Genomic DNA, 22,584 nt, shown 5'->3' with positions numbered 1-22,584 from the left:
CTTTATGCGACGGAAATAATCTGATATTTACCACTGCGCAACAGCACGACCTGATAGTCGCCAAACACCATACTGCCTGGTGCCACGGTGCGCGTTTTGTTGTTAAACCGGACGGTAATCCGGGTTCCGCCCGGTCCCTGAGAAACCAGCACCACCCGAGGCTGAGCGTCGGATTTTTCTTCCGTGGACGCCCGCCCGGCGCGCGCCAGCATCGGGGTGTTGTTCAGCAAGGGCTGCGGGTCGAGCGCCACGCCCCTCCAGGCAATTTCCAGATGCAGATGGGGACCTGTGCTAAAACCGCTGCTGCCGGATGCGGCGATCTCTTCGCCCGCCGTCAGCTTTTCGCCCTTACGCACCCGCGTAGAGGCGAGATGAAAATAGCGACTCAGCCAGCCGTCTGCATGACGGAGAGTGATAAAGTATCCGGTGCCGCGACCGTAGCCGCTCTCCACCACTTCGCCGTCGGCAATTGCATGCACGCTGCTGCCGAATGGCACAGGAATATCCATGCCTTTATGCTGCATCATGCGCCCCAGCACAGGGTGCAGGCGTTGTCCAAATCCTGAGCTGATCTGGCGCTTCGCCACGGGCCAGATAAAGCGTACTGGGGCGTTATCATCATCCACCGCCGCAGCGCTGGACGGCATCCTCAGGTTCTCTTCTGACCACATTTGCGCCGCCTGTAATGACGGAACGAAAGCCTGCTGCCAGGCCTGCTCGCAGCTGGTCGTCGCCAGCGGCGACATTGTCAGCCATATGCTCCATATCAGACACGACACGATCGACCCCCGTCAGAGCAGCAGTAAAAACGCGACCAGCGCGATAGCCGGACCGAACGGAATATAAAAGCGATGTTTGTCATCCTCTAGCGTATAAAAGAACCGCACACCGGCGTAAAACAGCAGCCCGGCCAGCGCCGAAAAACAGAGTAATTCCGGCAGGCGCTGCCAGCCAAGCCATGCCCCGCAGGCGGCGTAGAGCTTGACGTCGCCGTAGCCCAGACCGTCGCGTTTGCACAACGTCTCCCACAGCTTCATCACGCCCCACAGCAATAGCCAGGCGATGGCGACGCCATAAACCGCGTCCTTCACTCGCACCATGGAGTAGCCCGATGCGGCAAGCAGCAGCCCGCCCCAGAGCACGGTGAAGACCAGCGCGTCTGGCAGAATCAGATGTTTAAAATCGATAACCGCCGCGCTGTAGAGCACCATAAACAACATCGCATACGCCAGCGCGAGCTGAGGAGACCATTGCGGCAGATAAAACCAGGCCAGCGCTCCCCATACCAGCCCCATCGCCAGTTCAGAAACTGGATAAATAACCGGGATCGCAATGCCGCACTGGCGGCATTTGCCCTTCAGTAACAGCCAACTGAGAACCGGAATATTATCCCAGGGCTTAATATCCGATTTACAGGCAGGGCAGTGCGACGGCGGCCACCACAAATTAACCGCCGCCCCTTCTGAATCATCCTCATCTATTACGCCAAGCATCAGCGGCAGACGATAAATAATCACGTTGGCTAAGCTGCCAAACAGCAATCCAAGTGGGATAAAAATAGCCACCATCCATGGCATTAACAGTTCCATAATTTAATTTTCCTAAAAAGAACCGCTGGCGCCCATCGCCGCCAGCTTGTCGCTGAGCGCAAACAACGCGGCAAAAACCCAAATAACGCAACCGCCTAATATCAGCGTGGAGAGTGCTTTTAATAACCCGGAAAGTTTATTGATATATTCCCGAATGTGTTCACGTGATTTATTCGATACCGCCAGCAGCACCTCATTAAACGAAGGTAGCGCGGCGTAAAGGCTGATATTGAGCAGCGTTTCCGTGTTCAGTAAACCCGAGTTGAGCGCTTCTCCATAGCTGACGCCCGCCGCCATTTTCTTCTGCATCCCGGCCAGGTGCCAGCGCAGCCAGCGGCTGGAGTTCAGGCTAATAATGCTGAGCGCATCGTTGAGCGGAATGCCGTTTTTTAACATCAGCGCAAGGTTGTTGAGAAAAATAGAGGCGGTCAACTGCTTATACGTTGAGAACGGCATAATTCGGTCAAGAAACTGATTACGAATATTCCCGGTCATTTTGCCCATTGCTATTTTGATCACGGTAACCAGCGCAATAAAACCAATGAGGATATATATCCACAGCCCTTTACACAGTGCCATCCCAAAAATATAGAGCGCGCTGGTGACGCCAGGCCATTTTTCAACCGGTACAACGCCTTCAAAAGCCGGGAACACCTTATAGGCATAACCGCCTATCACCACCAGCGACAGGACCAGCATAATGAGCGGGAAGGTGATGGCGCCGACGATTTTCTTGCGCAGTTCATCGTTATAATTAATCACGTTTACCAGGGTGATAAAGCCGTCGGCAAGGCTGCCGCTGCGCTCCGCCGCGTTAATCACGCTCAGTTCAGATTCAGGGACCAGCCCCTCGAAAACCATCGCAATGGAGGTGGTTTTCGCCATTTTGCTTGTCAGATCTTCCAGACGTTTAGCAAATCCTTTGCCGAGCAGTTTTTCCCCTTCCGCGCGTAATTTTTGCAACGCGTCATATAACGGAAGTTCAGCGTTAATCATGTCTGCGCAAAACTGATAAAGATAAATACGCTGTTTCTTACCGAATTTTTTCAACTATTACCTCCAGCTCTTCCTGAACGACTTGCCCAAACTCCATTTGAAACCAGGTCGCGCACACGCGTCCCTGAAGTACCGCCGCCATCGTTTTTTCTTTAATTTCGAATCCTTCGCTCAGGCCGGTCTGTTTTAATCGCTTCGCGCGCCAGACGGTATAAACTTTAAGCCATTTCTGTTCAGCAATGGCCTCCAGCTCGTCATACACCGGCAGCAAATACTCCATCACCAGCTGGCGTCCGCCAATACCGGTGTGTTTGCAGTCCGGACAGCCTTCAGCGTTTTTTTCATAAAGCTGGAACTCACGCCCCTTAATGGCAGTGGTCCGTAACGACGTTTTACACTGCGGGCACAGTACAGGTATTAGCTTCTGGCACTGTAAGCCCGCAATAAAACCCGGCGTTGAAAGTTTATCGCTGGTAATCCCGAGCGCGGATAAGCGTTGCAATAACGAAACGATGTTGCCTGCGTGCACGGTGGTAAAGCAGTAGTGACCACTTTCCACCGCCCCGGCCAGCGCGTTAGAAGAGATATTGTCGCGAATTTCCCCCACCATCAGTACGTCCGGGTCGCGACGCAGCGAGGATTTGATCGCTGAATGGAATCCTCCGGATTCGCCGCTTAATACCGAACTTTGCGTCGCGCCATAGATCTGATATTCGACCGGATCTTCTACGGTCAGAAAACAGCCACGATTGTCGTAGCGGTTGATCTGCATCCACTCCATCAGATTTTTCAGGGTGGTGGATTTTCCCGAACCGGTTGTTCCGGCAATAATATAAGCCCCGTAGGGGTTACTCAGGATCCTTTTGAGGTCGCTAATTTCCTCATCGGAAACGCCAAGCTTATCCAGGCTCGCGACGCTGGCTCTGTCCAGACCCGATGGAATAATTCGCAATACCGCGTGATAGCAATCGCTGGTCTCGCCAAATATCGGATAGTGCGCATAGCGGAAGCGGTAGCTTTTCCCCGCCAGCGAATAGAGGATATTGGCGTTTTGCGCAATATTGCGGTTCCAGGTGGTGTCGCGGGTGCTTGCCTCAACGTTGTAGAGCACGAACACCAGCTCATCGCAGCGTGACGCCTTCATCTGTATAAACGGACAAAGCACGCCGTTAATGCGCAGCTCAATATTCGCCACCATATCATTACGGGTGATATGCAGGTCGCTGGCCTTCAACGCCACGGCCTTTTTCAGCATCTCTTCCAGCGCAAGCTGTGTGTTACTGCTTTCCTGCTCAAGCAGCTTACTTCCCGCCGACAGCAGCTGTTCAACGATCAGGTAATAATTTTTCTCAGTAACCTGCGCTATTCCCTTAACCTGAATATTATGGGAAACCTGCAGGCGGTGGCACACCGCCTGCATCGGTGCCAGATTATCAATCAAAGGCGTGGATACCAGTAACCAGGCTTCATCCGCATGCTCAGCAACCAGAATATCGCCGTCATACTCCTGGAATTGCCACTCCTGAGAATGAATGTTCTCCTCGTTAAACTGGATATAATCGATCACTTACCCACAACCTCGACCGTCACGTCATTTGCCTGGTTATGACGCGCAATATAGTCATAACCGCCGTAGCTAAAACGCTGATTCAGCGGCACCATCTTCACGCCGCCGTCGGCGCCGGCAATCGCCACGCGTTTTTGACCCGCGATTTCGGAAATCAGCAGCGGCCGCAGCCCAGGCGCAGATTCTGAGGTTGCTCCTGGGGAAGCGCTAATATAATCCATTGTGCTGGCGGTGCTCACCGGCATAACCGCTGCGCTACCCTCCTTTTTCTCACCGCGCAGCTTACGCAGCTCGCTGCGGACTTTTTCCAGCGCAAGCTGATTCACCAGCTCACGGTACTGGCTCTCGAAGTTGAAATCTTTTTCTATCATCTCAACAACGTGATCCTGCATCGGCGATACGTCGCTTAATGGCGGCGTGCCTTTCGCTTGTACAACCTCCTGCGCAGGGATGATTTCTGCCGTATCTGCGGCGTAAAGAGCAGGTGAAAGCGTCAACACTATTCCCGCAATAATTAATTTCCCTTTTTGCATGCCAGTCCTCCGGTAACAAGCGTTGATTTTTCATTGAATACGATTGATTTGATAATAAACGCGTCGGCAAAGGGTTGTTTATTCAACACCAACGACACGCCTGAGAAATCCATTTTGGTCGGTGAGGTGATCGTCCAACCGGCGAACAGCATGCCGAATGACGTTACCGCACTTTTCAGCTCGCTTTCATTTTTCTCGACGGCAGAGGAGGGCATCCCCGTTAATACCAGTTCGGTATTTCGTCCGCCTAATGAGTTCCAGGTGCTGATATAACTTAATACATCGGTACAGACCGGCAGATTGACCGTATTTTTACTCTGCCACGCGCTGAGCCATGGGTGTTTATTCATCCCGGACTCAACGCCCGTATAGTCCAGCGTGTTTTTTGAAAAACTGGGCGACCAGGTTTTGCCCCAGAGATTAATATCGGCCACGCTAAATATCCGCCCTGGATTCAGCGCATAGCTGAGTGAGCAACCCGTACTGGTACATTCAATACTTTTTGGCGCAAAGCCCACCTGCGACAGTTTTTTATTTGCCAGCAAGAGCTGCTCCAGCAGCAGGCTGGCATCAGAAATGCTGCCGCCCGTGAGTGACTTGCGATAAAAATCTTCGATAGCTTTGATTTTTTGCTGGCGGGCAGCCTGTTCAGCCTTGACTCTGGCCAATCGTTCCTGCTCCGGTTTCCAGATAAAATAGTAATAGCCCGACCCGCCGCCGCCAGCTAATAAAATCAGTAGCGTAACGACCCAGACGATAATATTACCTCCTCGCCCGGTAGAACCGCCCCCTATATTACGACGCTTCCAGAAATAGAGATTTTCAGAGACCGCCACGTTCTCATCCTTTTATAAATAATTTCAGTAGTGTCATAAACACCAGTAAAAATACGATGCCGCCTGCTATCAGAGCGCCGATCATCATCTGTCGCCGCTTTTTCTGCCGCCGCTGATGTCCAGTACAGCCTTCAATCACCGCCTCAATGTGCTGTTCCGTTAACTGAATTAACGGTAGCTCCGCATACTGTGGCGATTCTTTCAACTGCTCTTTCAGCTTCATCCAGAAGCGTCTGGAGACCAGACGATCGCTGCCCGAAACGGGAACACCGTGCGAGATAATCAGGAAATAGCAGCTTTCCGCCTGCTCGTAATAATAAATACCGTCACCGTACAGAGCTTTCATCCACAGGGCGAAAGGCTCATATAAGGTGGAGTGTTTAGTACAGAAACCCGTAACCATTTCCCCTTCATCAGACTGGCCCGTTAACTGGCGATGGGTTCGCCGTAAATGCGCCAGCCAGTCAAGATAATAAGGTTCGTGAGAGGCGGGCTCGTAGCTCCAGACCAGATCAATTAATACCCGATTTTCTGATAAGTGCTTAAGCATGATGCCCTCAGCGGGTCTGCGTTGGGGCACGGTAATTATCAATACCGACTACCATCACCACGGTTTCGACATGATCGCTGTTGGTAACCGAGCCTGCCAGCACCGACCATCCCTGACCGTCAGCATCCTCTTTCGCTTCGTATTTGCTGACCAGCAGCAGGCTACCCGGCGTAATTGTGGAAATGTTAAACATTTCCGTCGTGCTTACCGACGGCAACTGAACTTCATCAAAGGTATCGATTGAGTTGAGGTAGCGCTTGGTAAAGCCGCTGGCCACTTCAATTCGCCCGTCGGTTAAGATACGCGGGGTAAGAATAAAGCTGGTGCCGGTGACCAGTTCCGTGGTTTCCACCTCCGTGCTGACGTCTCCTGAATTGGAATCTTCTTCCCTGGTGCGACTGGAGACATAATATTGCGACGTGGTCATGTTGAGTGGAATAGGGATGTTATTACGGGTAATAAACGAACCGCTCTGGATCACCTTACTGCCGGTGAGTTCGTACAGGGCATCCAGTTGAGAGCTGATATTCATATGCTGATTGGTCCAGCCTGCGGTTAAGCCTCCGGAGAGCTTCATCAGCATTTCTGAGCTGTCGATACCAAAAGAGGAGGTCCCGTCGTTGAAGGTCATATTGACCCCACCGCCCAGCTCTTTCGTTTTGCGCTTATCAAGGGTAAATATTTTGTAAGTCACGACAAACTGACGGGTATTATCCGCCTGGAATTTCTTCAGCGACTCATTCAGCGCGTGATACTCCGAAGGGCGCGCGGTGATCGTCAGAATCGAGGCGTCTTTAAAAATGCTGTAAACGCCGCTGGAGACAAATTTTTCTGCCATATCCTCAACGTCGTCCCAGAAGCTGGATTCAAATTTGGTTTCGGCTTTGCCTTTCAGACCGCCGCCGGTAGTGGCTTCATTACCGGACAGGTCGAGACTGGTCTCAAACTTGTTGTCTTCGCCGTAAAAATCCAGCTTCAGCACATAGTTCTGGAAATAAGAAACGACCAGCACGCCGTTGTTATCCAGCACTGGGTTCACGTCATATAGTGCGGAAATATAGCGGGTAAATTCCTCAAACGTTCCGTTGAACTTAACGCTGCGGAACTCCGGTTCCCCCGCATCCGATTTTCCACCGGGAATGGAAGTATTAATACGGTAGCTAATACCGGTTTGCGCGGTCACCGCCTCAAGAATTGTCGCCAGATCGGTAGGCTCGTAAGACTGAATACTCACCTGCTTACGCAGCAGCGCCTGTTTACGGGAGTTATATTCAACCTTTTTGCCCAGATAAGGCTCATTATATTTCATATAACCGGTCGTTTTCATCTCATCCGGAGTGGTCGGGTTGCCGGTTTCCTGCGGGACAATACTTTTATCGTACTTGGTATCAATAGACGTACAACCCTGAAGAGCCAGCGTCAACGCCAGAAGCGAAACTTTAATTTTCATAGCATTATTCCCTTGCTTAATTACTGCTCATCAATGATCAGTACGTTATTCGCCTGGTAGTCTTTAATCACCAGCCCGTAGTTTTCTGACGTAAATACTTGTCCAAGTTTAACCAGCACATCCTGTATTGATTTACCCTGCAAATGAATTGCCTTGTAAATAACAAAATCAGTTGAGCTGTTCCAGAGCAGCTTATAGCCATTTTGCTGCGCCCATTTTGTGAGCTGCTGGCTTAATAACTCCTCCTCCAGTAAATCAATTTTTATTTCCACTACTGGCGCACTGACAGGTGCGACGCTTTTCACCGTATCATCCCCGGAAAAGGGATTTCGCGGCGTGGTTGTACTTTCTTTCACTGGCGTGGTGGTTAACATCCCTGCGTCAATTTTTTGCCCGGCTGGTGCGCTGGCGGCAAAACTTCCTTGGCTGCCTAATAATGCGGACACGGCAGCCCCAATTATCCATGTTTTTTTCATCTTACTCTTCCAATGATTAATAGGTGATTCTTTCATGGTCCGGAATATCAAGTTTATTACCGTCTTCTTTATAAAACTTAAGATCGTTATCTTCCGCAACAAGAGAATGGAGCACATACTTATTCGGTACCGCCTCATCCCAGGCGTAACCTTCGGATGAAATCATTCCCCCTTGCGGGATCGTGCTGCACCACTGGTTAATCACCACTGAGAGAGACTGCGGATTCATTTTATTGATACCATCACCATCGGGATTAATCATTGCCGAGGTGGCGCTGATTAACCAGAAGGGGGCGGGGTCGTCCCTGGTACCTGCACCTTTGAACCAGTCTTCCGCGATCCAGTCCTCAAAGGTTCCGTTTTTGTCCCTTTTCACCGGATCGTTGGCAGGGGCTGCAGTATCTTTGTTAACCACTATATTGGCCTGGATCGCAACACCCGCTACCGCTCCCACTTTGTTGCGGGTTTTAACGGTATTCAAACGCGTTGCCCCTTGCTGGGTGTAGTCAGTATAACCAGTGTCTGTTTCACCAGTTTCTGTTTTACCATTCTGATCTGCCGCGACCGATGATATGGCGACCGACAGGCGGGGATAGAGGCTTCGCAGCGTGGTGTTACCGTCTTTATCGATACCGGTGACTTTAGGACACGTTTGCAACGGTAAACGAATCACGCCTGGCTCACTTAAGAGACCAGCGTAATTTGCACTATCATTTGCGGCTGTATAAATAGCATCAGCCCCTGTTGGACCTTCACCCTGCGGATAATCGTTTTTAAATGACTGATAAAAAGTGGTGGTGGGCGTCACCAGCTCATACTGACCACTGAAGGCATCAGAAAATACGCGTTCGGCATTATCACCACCCTGTTTGCCATCCTTAAGCGCATTCGCCTCTGCTTGATCGTAAGCCACATGCCATTTTTCCGGATGCTTGCGCGAGGTATTTTCCATCACGATATTGGCGTACAGCGTGCCGGTGGTGCCTTTGAGTGAACTCGGCGAAGCAGGTTCCGCCTCGCTACCGTCTGTTTTATCCGCACTGGTACGCAGGTGCAGAATGCGATCGTCCGGGTTATCCGTGCCAGGATTTACGCCGTTGCTGTTCATTGCCGCCAGGCACAGCGTGCTCTTGTTTTGCTCTCTGCTCCAGCACATCGCCGGTTCGTTTTTATCTTTGCCTTCCGCATCGCTGCTGGTAATCAGCAGGCGGTCTTCATCAATCGCCGTAATACACGGTCCGGCTTCATCTTTGGCATCGTTCCAGCATAGTTTGGCCGTTGGAACGGAACCATCGGCAGAGATATCTTCACTGCTTTTGTCGAAGCTTAAGCGAATGCCGTAACGTTTATTTGCATCGAGCCTGTCCAGATTGTTGGGAATGTCACCCATCTGCAGCGGCTGGCCTGAGGCCGTTGTTACCAGTTTAAAATTACCGCTACCCTCGATTTCAAACACCACCGCCTGCAGATAGCTGAGATCGACGCCTTTAAGCGCTTTTTCCAACGGTTTAATAAACCCGGCAAAATGGAGACCTTCGTTCTCAACCTCGTTCTGGTAGGCAAGATAGAAGTCGACACGTTCAATACCAGGCCCGATGGTGCCGGCTTGCCGAATGTTGTTGACGAAGTCCACACGTTCCAGCACTAGCTCCAGCGATTCTGCGCCAGGGCGCAGTTCACACGGCAGCATGGACTCCGCAAGTTCGAAGGGCAGTTTCCCTTTCGGGTTATTGCCATTTTTACATTCACTGCCCAGAAACAGATAGCGAGAACCCCGGGTGGGCGATACCTGGGTTTGCGTTGACACACCAACAGACCAGCCGGAATAAAACTTGTCTGTATCCGTATTAGGATAAGGTTGATCCTGTAAGGTTTTATTAGATACGCGATTATCATAATTCGCGACGGTGACGTTAGTATTTTTCGTCCCGAATAGTGGGTTGGCTTCTGGTGTGCCAGAAACCACAGCCAGCTTGTTCTGTGCCACAAAGCGCATCACGCCAAAAATATCACGGACGACCATATCAGCGACAATAAGCTGGTGACTTTGCTGGGCTTCTTTGCGTTTATAATTGGCATATGTCATCAGGCACATGCCGATAATGGCAAGCACAACAATCATTTCAAGAAGGGTGACGCCTGCCTGACGTTCGTAAATATTAGCGTTGCGCTTACTTATCATCTATTAAATCCATTTAGCAAAACTGCCCCCTTCAGGGGGCAGAACAAGTACAACATAAAATATAAGCGTATTAGCGACTGCCCAGGATTAAAGCATTAGCTGAATCATTGGCATCACAGAAACCTGCGGCAGATATGGTTACCGGACTCAAGCGGTTTCCTGCAAGGCTTTTCAGAACTACGCCAGTAGCATCCGCGGCCATGTCGATAGGAGTAGTCGAACCCAGTTGTGCGCCAGATGCTGCCGTACCACTTGCAACGTAATCCCATTGTGGACCTACCTGCGATGCAAGGTTACGACAGTCTTCCACTTCCAGGCCGTTAATAACAACATAGAAACCTTTATTTACAGTAGCGCCGGTAGTGATGATTGATGGACCGATTTCAAAAGCATCGCTGGAAATTCCGTTAAAAGCTTCAGCTACGTCAATTTTACCCATTCTCACCAGGCCAACGATTGGCGCATCATTGTTGGCTGTGGCGGCGATATTTGCTTTCGTCAAACCAATAACACTACCTGTCGGAAGCGGATAACTAGCCTCGTCTTTATACGCTTCGGCCATTGCAACACGAACAGAGTTCGTATTTTCAATGACATCAGAAATATCCTGCGCTTTAAACGCACGCTGTGCCAAAACAACCACGCCTGCGGCAATAATACCGATAATGCCCAGTACAATGATAATTTCAAGCAGCGTCACGCCTTTCTGCTTTTTCAGCTCACGATACTGCGCTGATTTCCTTTTCCATGAATGAATCATGCTTTTCATATCCATAAATCCTTAGATATTAGTTGCTGTAAAAAATTAACCCTGCACACATTGTGCCAAAATATTATATGCGACATTTTTAAGAAAGCACCAGAAGCTAAAAGTTGTGACGGGATAATTAGGAAAAAAGGTGACTGGTCAGATGAGTTTTTTTGAATCATTTTCCCCATATATATATTTTATATATAACAAATATCATAAGGTTTTTTTTGATTTATTTTTAGATTACGTTACGGTAATTTTCCTTTTCCGGAGAGTGATATATATTGATGGGGTTAATATATTAAAATTAATATGGATTGGCTTTTATCTATTTTGGGTTAAAAATTGAGTTTAGCGGCAGAATGATATTTATCAAGTTAATCGTTTCTGTAACTTACTTATGTATGCGCCTGGGCTTGCCTTCATACAACTCGGATTATTTAGGCTATAAATAGATCGATTTCAAACCTGCATTGGTGAAAATATGACCTGTGTGAAGAAAAGACGTTAAAAGCGGTGAAGGGGGCTGGCGGGAGTGTTCCCGCCAGCGGTTTGATGGCTGTGATTACTGCTTCGGTTCGGCAACCACTTTGCTACCGATACCGCGGTTGTTGTATTCCCACATGCGGTTAAAGTTGGTGTCGTTCAGGTTGCGCTGGATTTCACCTTTGTCATCTTGTGCACCGGTATTACCGGCAAAAGGACGCTTCGAGATAACGCTGTCAGCCCATGGTTTTGCCATGTTAAAGCCTTCGTTGATCACGCTGTCGCGGATAACGACCTGACCGTTAGTGTTTGAATCGACATCCAGCGAGCGGCCCAACTGTGCCACGCCATCACCACTCGCCGTGAAGCGGCTATTTGTGGCGAGGAAGCCGTAGTAGATGTTTGACAGCGTCGCGGGTGCAAACACATAGGCTTCCTGCTGCGTACGGGAGTTCACAACGCGGAAATCGGTGTTATCGAACACCACGGCGCCGCGACCGGAAACAATATCCACATCGCCTTCAATGTAGCTGTTGGTTACCAAAGTACGCGGTTGACGATCGTTTTCCAGACGGTTTTGTACGCCGCTGTTGGTCACGAAAAACGTATTCTGGCGACCGAGGATGTTGACCTTATTGATCTGCACTTTATCGCCATCGGTACGTAGCGCAACGGCCGGGTGATTACCCGCATCAACGCTGTCACCCAGATTGTTTTCGATGGTCAGGTTCTGCAATTGCAGACCATTATTTTGCGACCAGACGACGGCAGAACACATCACGCCAATATTCGTGCCGCGCTTGTTCTGGCAATTATCAAACATATACCACGCCGGTTTACCCGGCATGTATTTACCGCCCGGGTTCACCGTACGACGCCAGTCTGCGGTGCTCATGTCACCATCAATAGCCTGGCCAATTTTCACATCCAGCGGTTTTTCGCCCATACCGTACAGCGTCAGACTTCCCGTTGCTGCCGGGATATATACCGTGCCCTGATACTCGCCCGGCATAATCGCGATGTACTGACGTTTGTTAGTACGCTTGATGATTGCCGCATCAACCGCAGCCTGAATGCTGGTATGGGTGACGCCCTGAGTCCCAGCCGGGCCAACCACGAAGTCAGGCTGTGCAGGCAGAGAAATAGCAGAAGGGCTCCACGGCGCGGTGTTTGGCGTCAGCGCGGAAAAATAGTGCGCAGCAACGAAGTTATTCGCTTCATTGGCCGACAAGATCGGGCGCGAAGAAGTACCTGGCGCGGTCTGATCGGAAGGAATTTGATCGGGCGGCGTAGAGCTACAGGCGGTCAGCGTCACGCCAAAAGCCATTGCCAGCGCCAGACGGGAAACTGATGATATGTTCACAGGTTGCTCCGGGCTTTGAAAGTTATCCATTGAAGCCTGCTTTTTTATACTAAGTTGAGCGAAACGGGAAGGTTAAAAGGTAAAAAGTTGTTTTTATCGCCGTAATGCCCGGTGCGGAGAGTTCTTATATCACAAATACATAACAATTACGGTCCTTCAGGTTGACAACATCCGTATAATCAAAAATAAATGTCTATACAACCTATGACAAGTGGTGAGTCGAATGCAGCAATTCTTCCCTGATGATGTTATCTGGCGCAATGTTCGTCTGGCGACCATGGATCCCGAACGTAACACCCCGTATGGGCTGGTGGAGGGTCATGCGCTGATCGTCCGCCAGGGGAAGATTCGCGATATCGTCCCGGAGTCATCGCTCTATCTCACACATGACAATACCTTTGATATGCAGGGCAGGCTAATTACACCTGGCCTGATTGACTGTCATACGCATCTGGTCTTTGGTGGAAACCGCGCAGGCGAATGGGAGCAGCGGCTAAACGGTGTCTCCTACCAGCAGATAAGCGCCCAGGGCGGGGGGATCAATGCCACCGTATCAGCAACCCGCAGCGCCAGTGATGAGCAACTCTTACATCTAGCGCATCAGCGTATGGAACAGCTAATCAAAGAAGGCGTTACGTTGCTGGAAATAAAATCCGGTTACGGCCTGGATTTGCAGACAGAAGAGAAAATATTGCGCGTGGCAGCCGCGCTGGCGGCGGAGAATATCATTGAAATAAGCCCCACGTTGCTGGCTGCCCACGCGACTCCAGCAGAATACCGGGATGATCCTGACGGCTATATTACGCTGGTGTGCGAGACCATTTTGCCGCAGCTGTGGGAACAAGGGCTGTTCGAGACTGTGGATCTGTTTTGTGAAAGCGTGGGTTTTTCGTTGGCGCAGAGCGAGCGGGTGTTTCAGGCCGCGCAGGCGTTGGGCATCCCGATTAAGGGCCATGTTGAACAGCTGTCATTGCTGGGTGGCGCACAGCTGGTAAGCCGCTACCACGGGTTATCCGCCGATCATATTGAATATCTCGATGAAGTGGGCGTGGCGGCGATGAGCCAAAGCGGTACGGTCGGCGTGCTGCTGCCCGGCGCATTCTATTTCCTTAAAGAGCAACAGCGTCCGCCGGTGGCGTTGCTGCGTCAGTATCAGGTACCGATGGCGGTGGCGACAGATTTTAACCCGGGTACCAGCCCGTTTATCAGCCTGCACTGGGCGATGAATATGGCCTGCGTTCAGTTTGGCTTAACGCCGGAAGAAGCATGGGCGGGCGTAACCCGTCATGCGGCCCGGGCGCTGGGACGTCATGCCACTCATGGTCAATTGAAGGCCGGGTTTGTGGCCGATTTTGTGGTGTGGGATGCAACTCTCCCGGTCGAGATCCTGTATGAACCGGGGCGTAACCCGCTCTACCAACGCGTATTCAAAGGACAAATAGTATGACTCACTGGCAACCTGTTTCACCTGCGCTGTGGCAGGGACGTGATGATCGCGCCGAATCGCCGAATGCGCTGCGCCTGTTTCAGACTATCACGCTGAGCCCGACATTTAGCCCAGAAATGTATCGCGAGCAGATAGCGCTGCTTGGGTTTGCCTGCGACGAAGGCGTGAAACGTAATCAGGGCCGGACGGGAGCCGCCGGAGCGCCTGATGTGCTGCGCAAGGCGCTGGCGAATTTAGCCAGCCACGATGGGCATCATCGGCTGGTGGATCTGGGAAATATTGTGGCCCAGGCCCCCGACCTTGAGGGCGCGCAGCAGGCGCTACGCAATGCGGTGCAGCGCTGTCAGCAGGAGAATATACGTACCTTTGTTCTGGGAGGAGGACACGAAACCGCATTTGCGCACGGCGCAGGCGTGCTGGATGCGTTCCCGCAGGCGAAAGTGGGGATCGTCAACTTCGATGCCCACCTCGATTTGCGCCATGCCGATCAGGCTACTTCCGGCACACCGTTTCGCCAACTGGCGCAGCTTTGCGATGAACAGCAGCGGGAATTTCACTATGCCTGTATCGGTGTCAGTCGGGCGGCAAACACCCAGGCGTTATGGGATGAGGCGCAGCGGCTTGGTGTGACCGTGGTGGAAGATCTGTACTGTGCAACGGCGCAGGCGCAGTTAGCGCAGTTTGTCGCCAACCTGGATGTTATCTATCTGACTATCGATCTCGACGTGCTGCCGGTGTGGGAAATGCCCGGCGTGTCGGCACCCGCTGCGCTGGGCGTACCGTTGGCGACGCTGCTGAGTCTGATTGAACCCCTGTGTCGTAGCGGTAAACTGCAGGCGGTGGATATGGTTGAATTTAATCCACGCTTTGACGATGATGGCAGAGCGGCGCGCGTTGCGGCGCGATTAGGTTGGCAAATCGCGCACTGGTGGCACTGATATACCTGATGGCGTTGCGCTTATCAGGTTCGGGTAATGCCTGTAAACTGTACCCACTCACATTCTCAGCTTAAGGAAGGCTTACGCATGCTCCCATCCCGTTCTGCTCCGGCACCTTTTTACGAAAAGGTCAAACAGGAGATCAGCGAAAAGATTGCCAGCGGTATCTGGCAACCTCACGATCGCATTCCCTCTGAGGCGGAGCTGGTGGCGCAGTATGGTTTCAGCCGCATGACCATCAACCGGGCGCTGCGTGAGTTAACGGATGAAGGGTTACTGGTTCGTTTGCAGGGCGTAGGGACGTTTGTCGCCGAGCCGAAGGGCCAGTCTGCGCTGTTTGAAATTCGCAGCATCGCGGATGAAATCAACGCCCGTCAGCATCAGCACCGCTGCGAGGTGATCACGCTTGAACGAACCCAGGCAAGCGCGCAGCAAGCTTTGGTGTTAAACGTCAAAGAAGGCACCTCCATTTTTCACTCTGTCATGGTGCACTACGAGAACGAACTGCCGGTGCAGATTGAAGATCGCTGCGTGAATGCCGAAATTGTGCCGGCGTATCTGGCGCAGGATTACAGCCAGACTACGCCGCACGCGTATCTGTCGCTGATAGCCCCTTTAACGGAAGGCGAGCATATTGTTGAAGCGGTACGCGCCAGTGCCGAAGAGTGCGCGCTGCTGAATATCAAAGAAAACGATCCCTGCCTGCTGATCCGCCGTAAAACCTGGTCTGCGTCATCTATTGTCTCTCATGCCCGTTTGCTCTTCCCGGGTTCCCGCTATCGCCTGCAAGGGCGGTTTATGTCCTGAAAAGCGTGATTGCTGCCGCAGTATAATAAAATTGTATCTTTTTTGTTAAAAGCACGCTTGCGACAACTTGTATAGACAAGTATATGTTACTTATCTGTCCGATCGTTCGCGAGGAGTGCTCTACCATGTCTCATAGCAAGTACCGTCAGCAGGATATTCGTGCCCCACGCGGCACCACTTTAACGGCCAAAAGCTGGCTGACCGAAGCGCCGCTGCGCATGTTAATGAACAACCTGGATCCCGATGTGGCGGAAAATCCGCATGAGCTGGTGGTATACGGCGGGATTGGTCGCGCCGCGCGGGACTGGGAATGTTATGACGCCATCGTCAACGCGCTGACCAAACTGGAGACCGATGAGACCCTGCTGGTCCAGTCCGGTAAACCGGTTGGCGTTTTCAAAACCCATGACAATGCGCCGCGCGTGCTGATTGCCAACTCCAACCTGGTGCCACATTGGGCTACATGGGAACACTTCAACGAGCTGGACGCCAAAGGGCTGGCGATGTATGGCCAGATGACCGCCGGGAGCTGGATCTACATCGGCAGCCAGGGCATCGTGCAGGGGACTTATGAAACCTTCGTTGAGGCCGGGCGTCAGCATTATCAGGGTAACCTGAGCGGACGCTGGGTGTTGACCGCCGGGCTGGGCGGCATGGGAGGGGCGCAACCGTTAGCCGCAACGCTGGCAGGTGCTTGCTCGCTGAATATTGAGTGCCAGCAAAGCCGGATCGATTTCCGTCTGCGTACCCGCTACGTAGACGAGCAGGCGACATCGCTTGACGACGCGCTGGCACGTATCGAAAAGTACACCCGCGAGGGGAAAGCGGTCTCCATTGCGCTATGCGCTAACGCCGCCGACGTTGTGCCGGAACTGGTGAAGCGTGGTGTGCGCCCGGATATGGTCACTGACCAGACCAGCGCCCACGATCCGCTGCATGGTTATCTGCCGTCCGGCTGGAGCTGGGAAGCGTATCAGGCGAAAGCGGTGTCCGATCCGCAGGGCACGGTACAGGCGGCGAAACGCTCAATGGCAACGCACGTTGAGGCAATGCTGGCGTTCAGCAAAATGGGCGTGCCGACGTTTGATTACGGCAATAACATTCGCCAGATGGCCAAAGAGATGGGCGTGGAAAACGCCTTTGATTTCCCCGGTTTCGTCCCTGCTTATATTCGCCCCCTGTTCTGCCGTGGCATTGGCCCGTTCCGTTGGGTGGCGCTTTCCGGCGATCCGCAGGATATTTATAAAACGGATGCCAAAGTGAAAGAGATCGTGGCTGACGATAAGCATCTGCACCACTGGCTGGATATGGCGCGTGAGCGGATTAACTTCCAGGGATTACCGGCGCGTATCTGCTGGGTCGGTCTGGAATGGCGTCAAAAACTGGGGCTGGCGTTTAATGAAATGGTGCGCAGCGGTGAAGTATCTGCGCCGATTGTTATTGGCCGTGATCATCTGGATTCCGGCTCCGTCGCCAGCCCGAACCGCGAAACCGAAGCCATGCGCGACGGTTCTGATGCAGTATCCGATTGGCCGCTGCTGAACGCGCTGCTTAACACCGCCAGCGGTGCAACCTGGGTGTCACTGCATCACGGTGGCGGGGTAGGAATGGGCTTCTCCCAGCATGCCGGGATGGTGATTGTTTGCGATGGCACTGATGAAGCCGCAGCGCGTATCGCCCGGGTATTACATAACGATCCGGCTACCGGGGTGATGCGCCACGCCGACGCCGGGTATGACATTGCGGTGGAATGCGCCGTCGAAGAAGGGCTGAATTTGCCGATGGTCGCGGCGACGCAGGAGAAACGCTGATATGAACACCATGACATTAACGCCGGGTCATCTGAGCTTTGCGCAACTGCGCGACATCTGGCAGCAGCCGGTCAAACTGAGCCTGGATGCCGGGGCGATTGATGCTATCAACGCAAGCGTCGCCTGCGTCAATAATATTGTCGCTGAAGGCCGTACGGCGTATGGCATTAATACCGGCTTTGGCCTGCTGGCTCAGACCCGTATCGCCACGGAAGATTTGCAGAATTTACAGCGTTCGCTGGTGCTTTCCCATGCGGCAGGCGTTGGTGAGGCGCTCGATGACGCGATGGTACGCCTGATTATGGTGCTGAAAATCAACAGCCTGGCGCGGGGTTTTTCGGGTATTCGTCTCAGCGTGATTGAAGCGCTGATTGCGCTGGTGAATGCCGGGGTGTATCCGCTGATCCCGGCGAAAGGGTCAGTGGGCGCATCGGGCGACCTGGCACCGCTGGCGCATATGTCTCTGACGCTGCTGGGCGAAGGTAAAGCGCGCTGGCAGGGGGAATGGCTTCCGGCGACCGAAGCGCTGAAAAAGGCCGGGCTGGAGCCGATTACGCTGGAGGCGAAAGAAGGGCTGGCGCTGCTCAACGGTACCCAGGCTTCCACAGCCTTTGCGCTGCGCGGGTTAATTGAAGCCCAGGAGCTGTTCGCGTCTGCGACGGTGTGTGGGGCGCTGACCACCGAAGCCGTTTTAGGCTCTCGTCGTCCGTTTGATGCCCGTATTCATGCCGCACGAGGACAGCGTGGGCAGATTGATGCCGCAACGCTGTACCGCCACGTGTTGACCGACACCAGCGCGCTTTCCCAGTCGCATCATAACTGTGAAAAAGTGCAGGATCCGTATTCTTTGCGCTGTCAGCCGCAGGTGATGGGGGCGTGCCTGACGCAAATGCGTCAGGTAATGGAGGTCTTGCTGGTAGAAGCCAACGCGGTTTCCGACAACCCGCTGGTGTTTGCCGAAGAGGGCGATGTCATTTCCGGCGGCAACTTCCATGCTGAACCGGTGGCGATGGCGGCAGATAATCTGGCGCTGGCGATTGCGGAAATCGGGGCGTTATCAGAGCGACGCATTGCGCTGATGATGGACAAACATATGTCGCAGTTGCCGCCGTTCCTGGTGAAAAACGGCGGGGTGAACTCCGGCTTTATGATTGCTCAGGTAACCGCGGCCGCGCTGGCGAGCGAGAACAAAGCGCTGGCGCATCCGCACAGCGTGGACAGCTTGCCGACCTCCGCCAACCAGGAAGATCATGTGTCTATGGCGCCGGCAGCGGGCCGCAGGTTGTGGGAGATGGCGGCGAATACGCGCGGCGTGATTGCCGTGGAGTGGCTGGCGGCGTGTCAGGGGATTGACCTGCGTGAAGGGTTAACCTCAAGCCCGCTGCTGGAGCAGGCGCGCCAGGCTCTGCGCGAGCAGGTTGCCCACTATACGCAGGATCGCTTTTTTGCTCCGGATATTGAATGTGCAACCGAACTGTTAGCCCAGGGGACGTTGTTGAAATTGTTGCCTGAATTTCTGTAGAGAAGCCTTGTTTAGTAGGCCGGATGCGGCGAAACCGACATCCGGCACAACACAGCTTAACTGAACATTGCCGTAATCGAGGCGCTGGCGAGCGAGTGGAAGTGAACGTTAAAGCCAACCATCGCGCCGCTGGCGTCCTCATCGACATCAATACGCTCCACATCCAGCGCGTGAACCGTAAAGATATAGCGATGGGTTTCCCCCTTCGGCGGCGCAGCACCGCCATAACCTGCTTTCCCAAAATCCGTACGGGTCTGAATCACCCCATCCGGCAGCGCAACCAGCCCGGAGCCGAAGCCTTGCGTGAGTACGCGGGTATCTGCTGGCAGATTTACCACCACCCAGTGCCACCAGCCGGAGCCGGTTGGCGCATCAGGATCGTAGCAGGTCACGACAAAGCTTTTAGTCCCTGCGGGCACGTCATCCCACGCCAGATGCGGGGAAATATTATCCCCGTCATATCCCATGCCGTTAAAGACGTGGCGATGCGCAAGCTTTTCGCCATCGCGCAGATCGTTACTGATTAGTTTCATGCTGACTCCTCTCGTTAGCCAAAAAGTGTAGCCAGGAACCGTATGTAGCGTGGCGAAATATTCTGGACTGTTTTGCGTTCAATCAAGGGGGGCAAATCCGGTCTCGTGCAAACCAAGGTATGTGAGAATGTCGGCAATAGCGTTCTTGCTGATAATGTCACGACCAACAGAAGTTAAATCAGCCAGCGCTGCCTTATCCTCTCCGGGAAGTCGGGTACTTTATTCGCACTGGTGACCAGTCCAGCCAGTTCGGCATCGAGTAAACTCCAGATACTCCTTCTCGGCGGTGTCAGGGAAAATCTGGCGAATAATCCAGCCCTGATAGGCGTAGAGACCGTCCGCCACGCCTGATACAGCATTAGCCCGGACGGCGTAGTCGCTGTCGCTGCTGGTGTCGACGTTCTCATCGGGTAGCGCGTGCTGAATATCGCGTAACTGGCGGTCGGTACTTTCCGCAACGGTTGGGACGGGAAATGTCATTAAATAATCCTTACTGGGTGCCGGAACGTGTGCGGCGTGCCGGTGCTGTCGGTTAAACCCACTTCATGAGTGGTTATTGTGTGGTGTTGAGTATTCAGGGAGCGGCTGCGGCACGAAAAATCAAAGGGAAGCGGAGGAAAGGACCCGGCCATATTGACCGGGTTAATTATCTTACTTAACCTGACGGGCTTTGTCTGCTTTCCATTCCTCATATGTTGCTTCGAGGAACCACAAGCAGCGAGCGCCCTTATCAGTGCTTAACAACGCAGGACGTGTCCGCTGATAAAAATCCTCAACGGTTGCTGGAGCTTCAACAGGCACTCCGCAGACAATATCAGTCCCGATCATGTGCGGCCATTTTCCCGCGTCAATGACGCTGAGCGCATCAAGAGCGCCGGTTGTATTTGCTGTTAGGGCAGCAGATAAAGCATCTTCCAGTTTAATGGCCTGCTTAACATCTGCCGCAGCCGCGAGTTCTGGCGTTTTATTCAGCCACGCTTGATCGCCCGCAGCCACGCCTTTCAGCGCATCGGGCCAGTTCACTTCGCCAGCTGCTGAAGTGGCCACAATAAACGGAAGTAGTAGCAATAATGCGAGCCGTTTCATCGTACAACCTCAAGCGGGCCGTCTTCACGTCCATGAACATCGACGGAACCTTTGATATCAGCGCCGCCGTCATCTTTGAGCCATAAATAAGCTGGAATAGCCATTTTCTTAAAACTCCATTTAAGGAAAATCTCATAAAATCCTTTCACTTTAATCACTTACGTGACAAATTCACGCTATCGCTTATTAAATCACCCGTCAATTTTTGCTCAGCATCGATATAAAACGATTTACAATTTCTTTGATGCAAATAAAAAAAGGCCGGAATAATCCGGCCTTCATGTCTAAATATTGTTACTTCATCAGTCATCGAATAATCCGGGCTGTTTCACTTTTCCACGTCCGGACCGGGCGATGATTAATCGCTAAAAAATGTTGCACTGCGCACTGCCTCGTTTACGGCCTGGGTCAGACGACGCAACTGATTGGGCTGAATAATGTACGGCGGCATCAGATAGATCAATTTGCCAAACGGTCGTACCCACACACCCTGTTCAACAAAGAACTTCTGTAACGCCGCCATATTCACCGGATGCGTGGTTTCGATCACGCCGATGGCGCCGAGTACGCGCACGTCGGCTACCCAACTCGAGTCTGCCGCCGGGGCGAGTTCTGTCCGCAGTTGCGCTTCAATAGCCGCTACCTGTAAGCGCCACTCACCGGTTTCGAGTAACGACAGGCTGGCGGAGGCGACGGCGCAGGCCAGCGGATTACCCATAAAGGTTGGACCGTGCATGAAGCATCCGGCTTCACCGTTGCTGATGGTTTCCGCGACCTGACGCGTGGTCAGGGTGGCGGAAAGGGTCATCGTTCCGCCGGTTAACGCTTTGCCCAGACACAAAATGTCCGGGGTTATGTTGGCGTGTTCACAGGCAAAAAGCTTGCCTGTACGACCAAATCCCGTGGCGATTTCATCGGCAATCAGCAGGATCCCTTCACGGTCGCACATCTTACGGATGCGTTTTAACCATTCGGGATGATACATGCGCATGCCGCCAGCGCCCTGCACAATCGGCTCAAGGATCACCGCCGCAATCTCGTGGCGATGCGCGGCCATCAGGCGGGCAAAAGGCACCATATCCAGTTCGTCCCACTCGCCGTCCATGCGGCTTTTCGGGGCGGGCGCAAACAGGTTCTCCGGCAGATAACCCTTCCACAGACTGTGCATCGAGTTGTCGGGATCGCAGACCGACATCGCACCGAAGGTATCGCCGTGATAACCGTTTCGAAATGTCAGGAAACGCTGACGGGATTCGCCTTTGGCCTGCCAGTATTGCAGCGCCATTTTCATTGCTACTTCTACGGCGACCGAACCTGAATCCGCGAGAAAAACGCACTCCAGCGCCTCTGGCGTCATCGCCACCAACTGGCGGCACAGCGCAATGGCCGGGGCATGGGTAATGCCGCCAAACATCACATGTGACATGGCATCAATCTGCGTTTTCATCGCGGCGTTCAGCTGTGGGTGATTGTAACCGTGGATCGCCGCCCACCAGGACGACATGCCGTCTATCAGCTTCTCACCGCTGGCTAAAATCAGTTCGCAACCTTCGGCACGCGCCACCGGATAAACCGGTAACGGGGAGGTCATGGAGGTGTAAGGGTGCCAGATATGGCGTTGGTCAAACGCAAGATCGTCCGTTGTCATAATCGACTTGTAA

Annotated in this window: 21 protein-coding genes and 1 pseudogene; 5 read left to right on the top strand and 17 right to left on the bottom strand. The window is 52.8% G+C overall.

The annotated features are described in order from the left end of the window. Positions 1-2 precede the first annotated feature (2 nt). The 12 genes from OGW44_RS16890 to OGW44_RS16835 all read right to left on the bottom strand — a co-directional run bounded on the left by OGW44_RS16890 (position 3) and on the right by OGW44_RS16835 (position 12,779). Entirely contained in the window at positions 3-779 is a 777-nt protein-coding gene (locus tag OGW44_RS16890; RefSeq protein ID WP_278085704.1) for a M23 family metallopeptidase, read from the bottom strand. Positions 780-791: 12 nt separating this feature from the next. Then, positions 792-1,589 carry a prepilin peptidase gene (locus OGW44_RS16885; RefSeq protein WP_185654300.1) on the bottom strand — a complete coding sequence of 266 codons (798 nt, stop codon included), beginning with the start codon at positions 1,587-1,589 and terminating at the stop codon, positions 792-794. Positions 1,590-1,601: 12 nt separating this feature from the next. After that, entirely contained in the window at positions 1,602-2,639 is a 1,038-nt protein-coding gene (locus OGW44_RS16880; RefSeq protein WP_185654301.1) for a type II secretion system F family protein, read from the bottom strand. Continuing rightward, a complete protein-coding gene (locus OGW44_RS16875; protein ID WP_109017317.1) occupies positions 2,623-4,152 on the bottom strand; it encodes an ATPase, T2SS/T4P/T4SS family in 1,530 nt (509 codons plus the stop codon). Before OGW44_RS16875 ends, OGW44_RS16880 begins: the two co-directional genes overlap by 17 nt. Beyond that, positions 4,149-4,685, bottom strand: a complete 537-nt coding sequence (locus tag OGW44_RS16870; protein WP_103283644.1) for a hypothetical protein — start codon at positions 4,683-4,685, stop codon at positions 4,149-4,151. The genes OGW44_RS16875 and OGW44_RS16870 overlap by 4 nt, the downstream gene beginning before the upstream one ends. Next, the gene (locus tag OGW44_RS16865) at positions 4,667-5,521 is read right to left on the bottom strand and encodes a hypothetical protein (protein WP_049040753.1); all 855 of its coding nucleotides are present in this window, start codon (positions 5,519-5,521) and stop codon (positions 4,667-4,669) included. Before OGW44_RS16865 ends, OGW44_RS16870 begins: the two co-directional genes overlap by 19 nt. Before the next feature lie 4 nt (positions 5,522-5,525). Continuing rightward, positions 5,526-6,071: a hypothetical protein gene (locus OGW44_RS16860; protein WP_185654302.1), complete on the bottom strand. Its 546-nt coding sequence runs from the start codon at positions 6,069-6,071 to the stop codon at positions 5,526-5,528. A gap of 7 nt (positions 6,072-6,078) precedes the next feature. Next, positions 6,079-7,521, bottom strand: coding sequence for a type II and III secretion system protein (locus OGW44_RS16855; RefSeq protein WP_049040755.1), 1,443 nt, complete (start codon positions 7,519-7,521; stop codon positions 6,079-6,081). Positions 7,522-7,541: 20 nt separating this feature from the next. Continuing rightward, entirely contained in the window at positions 7,542-8,033 is a 492-nt protein-coding gene (locus OGW44_RS16850; protein ID WP_249417764.1) for a TcpQ domain-containing protein, read from the bottom strand. After that, positions 8,014-10,179: a pilus assembly FimT family protein gene (locus tag OGW44_RS16845; protein ID WP_185654303.1), complete on the bottom strand. Its 2,166-nt coding sequence runs from the start codon at positions 10,177-10,179 to the stop codon at positions 8,014-8,016. Before OGW44_RS16845 ends, OGW44_RS16850 begins: the two co-directional genes overlap by 20 nt. A gap of 70 nt (positions 10,180-10,249) precedes the next feature. After that, complete coding sequence (locus OGW44_RS16840; RefSeq protein WP_185654304.1) at positions 10,250-10,948, bottom strand: prepilin-type N-terminal cleavage/methylation domain-containing protein; 699 nt, start codon at positions 10,946-10,948, stop codon at positions 10,250-10,252. A gap of 547 nt (positions 10,949-11,495) precedes the next feature. Beyond that, the gene (locus OGW44_RS16835; RefSeq protein WP_046274669.1) at positions 11,496-12,779 is read right to left on the bottom strand and encodes a putative acyl-CoA thioester hydrolase; all 1,284 of its coding nucleotides are present in this window, start codon (positions 12,777-12,779) and stop codon (positions 11,496-11,498) included. Between the two features lie 223 nt (positions 12,780-13,002). On the opposite strand from OGW44_RS16835, the gene hutI reads away from it, so the two are divergent. From hutI to hutH, 5 genes are all read left to right on the top strand, one after another. Beyond that, positions 13,003-14,226 (top strand): imidazolonepropionase, encoded by a 1,224-nt coding sequence (gene hutI / locus OGW44_RS16830; RefSeq protein ID WP_047415221.1) that lies wholly within the window; start codon positions 13,003-13,005, stop codon positions 14,224-14,226. Continuing rightward, positions 14,223-15,164, top strand: a complete 942-nt coding sequence (gene hutG / locus OGW44_RS16825) for a formimidoylglutamase (RefSeq protein WP_131348119.1) — start codon at positions 14,223-14,225, stop codon at positions 15,162-15,164. Before hutI ends, hutG begins: the two co-directional genes overlap by 4 nt. 87 nt (positions 15,165-15,251) lie before the next feature. Beyond that, entirely contained in the window at positions 15,252-15,971 is a 720-nt protein-coding gene (locus OGW44_RS16820) for a histidine utilization repressor (RefSeq protein ID WP_049043082.1), read from the top strand. 125 nt (positions 15,972-16,096) lie between these two features. Continuing rightward, on the top strand, positions 16,097-17,782 hold the full coding sequence (hutU, locus tag OGW44_RS16815) for a urocanate hydratase (RefSeq protein ID WP_049043080.1): 1,686 nt from the start codon (positions 16,097-16,099) through the stop codon (positions 17,780-17,782). A 1-nt stretch (position 17,783) separates the two neighbouring features. Continuing rightward, positions 17,784-19,304, top strand: coding sequence for a histidine ammonia-lyase (hutH, locus tag OGW44_RS16810; protein WP_049043079.1), 1,521 nt, complete (start codon positions 17,784-17,786; stop codon positions 19,302-19,304). Between the two features lie 56 nt (positions 19,305-19,360). Here the strand turns inward: hutH and OGW44_RS16805 are convergent, their stop codons facing one another. From OGW44_RS16805 to bioA, 5 genes and pseudogenes are all read right to left on the bottom strand, one after another. Beyond that, positions 19,361-19,837 carry a kinase inhibitor gene (locus OGW44_RS16805; protein ID WP_016156043.1) on the bottom strand — a complete coding sequence of 159 codons (477 nt, stop codon included), beginning with the start codon at positions 19,835-19,837 and terminating at the stop codon, positions 19,361-19,363. A gap of 99 nt (positions 19,838-19,936) precedes the next feature. Then, positions 19,937-20,085: pseudogene (locus tag OGW44_RS16800) on the bottom strand (gp53-like domain-containing protein); the annotation flags it as partial. Further along, positions 20,057-20,317, bottom strand: coding sequence for a hypothetical protein (locus OGW44_RS16795; RefSeq protein ID WP_049269854.1), 261 nt, complete (start codon positions 20,315-20,317; stop codon positions 20,057-20,059). The gene OGW44_RS16795 and the pseudogene OGW44_RS16800, both read right to left, overlap by 29 nt. A 171-nt stretch (positions 20,318-20,488) precedes the next feature. After that, positions 20,489-20,923: a hypothetical protein gene (locus OGW44_RS16790; RefSeq protein WP_047501295.1), complete on the bottom strand. Its 435-nt coding sequence runs from the start codon at positions 20,921-20,923 to the stop codon at positions 20,489-20,491. A 358-nt stretch (positions 20,924-21,281) separates the two neighbouring features. Continuing rightward, complete coding sequence (gene bioA, locus OGW44_RS16785) at positions 21,282-22,571, bottom strand: adenosylmethionine--8-amino-7-oxononanoate transaminase (RefSeq protein ID WP_185654305.1); 1,290 nt, start codon at positions 22,569-22,571, stop codon at positions 21,282-21,284. Between the last annotated feature and the right edge of the window lie 13 nt (positions 22,572-22,584).

This window comes from Citrobacter sp. Cb023 (assembly GCF_030336805.1).
Classification (GTDB): Bacteria; Pseudomonadota; Gammaproteobacteria; order Enterobacterales; family Enterobacteriaceae; genus Citrobacter; species Citrobacter braakii.
The sequence above is the reverse complement of the archived record's forward strand: the minus strand, read 5'-3'. Positions and strand labels throughout refer to the sequence as shown.

What these genes read in the sequence shown, in the direction of transcription:
- OGW44_RS16885 (WP_185654300.1), bottom strand. Translation starts at nt 1,589, where the DNA reads ATGGAACTGTTAATGCCATGGATGGTGGCTATTTTTATCCCACTTGGA.
- OGW44_RS16870 (WP_103283644.1), bottom strand. Translation starts at nt 4,685, where the DNA reads ATGCAAAAAGGGAAATTAATTATTGCGGGAATAGTGTTGACGCTTTCA.
- OGW44_RS16860 (WP_185654302.1), bottom strand. Translation starts at nt 6,071, where the DNA reads ATGCTTAAGCACTTATCAGAAAATCGGGTATTAATTGATCTGGTCTGG.
- OGW44_RS16855 (WP_049040755.1), bottom strand. Translation starts at nt 7,521, where the DNA reads ATGAAAATTAAAGTTTCGCTTCTGGCGTTGACGCTGGCTCTTCAGGGT.
- OGW44_RS16850 (WP_249417764.1), bottom strand. Translation starts at nt 8,033, where the DNA reads ATGAAAGAATCACCTATTAATCATTGGAAGAGTAAGATGAAAAAAACA.
- OGW44_RS16845 (WP_185654303.1), bottom strand. Translation starts at nt 10,179, where the DNA reads ATGATAAGTAAGCGCAACGCTAATATTTACGAACGTCAGGCAGGCGTC.
- OGW44_RS16840 (WP_185654304.1), bottom strand. Translation starts at nt 10,948, where the DNA reads ATGAAAAGCATGATTCATTCATGGAAAAGGAAATCAGCGCAGTATCGT.
- hutI (WP_047415221.1), top strand. Translation starts at nt 13,003, where the DNA reads ATGCAGCAATTCTTCCCTGATGATGTTATCTGGCGCAATGTTCGTCTG.
- hutG (WP_131348119.1), top strand. Translation starts at nt 14,223, where the DNA reads ATGACTCACTGGCAACCTGTTTCACCTGCGCTGTGGCAGGGACGTGAT.
- OGW44_RS16820 (WP_049043082.1), top strand. Translation starts at nt 15,252, where the DNA reads ATGCTCCCATCCCGTTCTGCTCCGGCACCTTTTTACGAAAAGGTCAAA.
- hutU (WP_049043080.1), top strand. Translation starts at nt 16,097, where the DNA reads ATGTCTCATAGCAAGTACCGTCAGCAGGATATTCGTGCCCCACGCGGC.
- hutH (WP_049043079.1), top strand. Translation starts at nt 17,784, where the DNA reads ATGAACACCATGACATTAACGCCGGGTCATCTGAGCTTTGCGCAACTG.
- OGW44_RS16805 (WP_016156043.1), bottom strand. Translation starts at nt 19,837, where the DNA reads ATGAAACTAATCAGTAACGATCTGCGCGATGGCGAAAAGCTTGCGCAT.
- OGW44_RS16795 (WP_049269854.1), bottom strand. Translation starts at nt 20,317, where the DNA reads ATGACATTTCCCGTCCCAACCGTTGCGGAAAGTACCGACCGCCAGTTA.
- OGW44_RS16790 (WP_047501295.1), bottom strand. Translation starts at nt 20,923, where the DNA reads ATGAAACGGCTCGCATTATTGCTACTACTTCCGTTTATTGTGGCCACT.
- bioA (WP_185654305.1), bottom strand. Translation starts at nt 22,571, where the DNA reads ATGACAACGGACGATCTTGCGTTTGACCAACGCCATATCTGGCACCCT.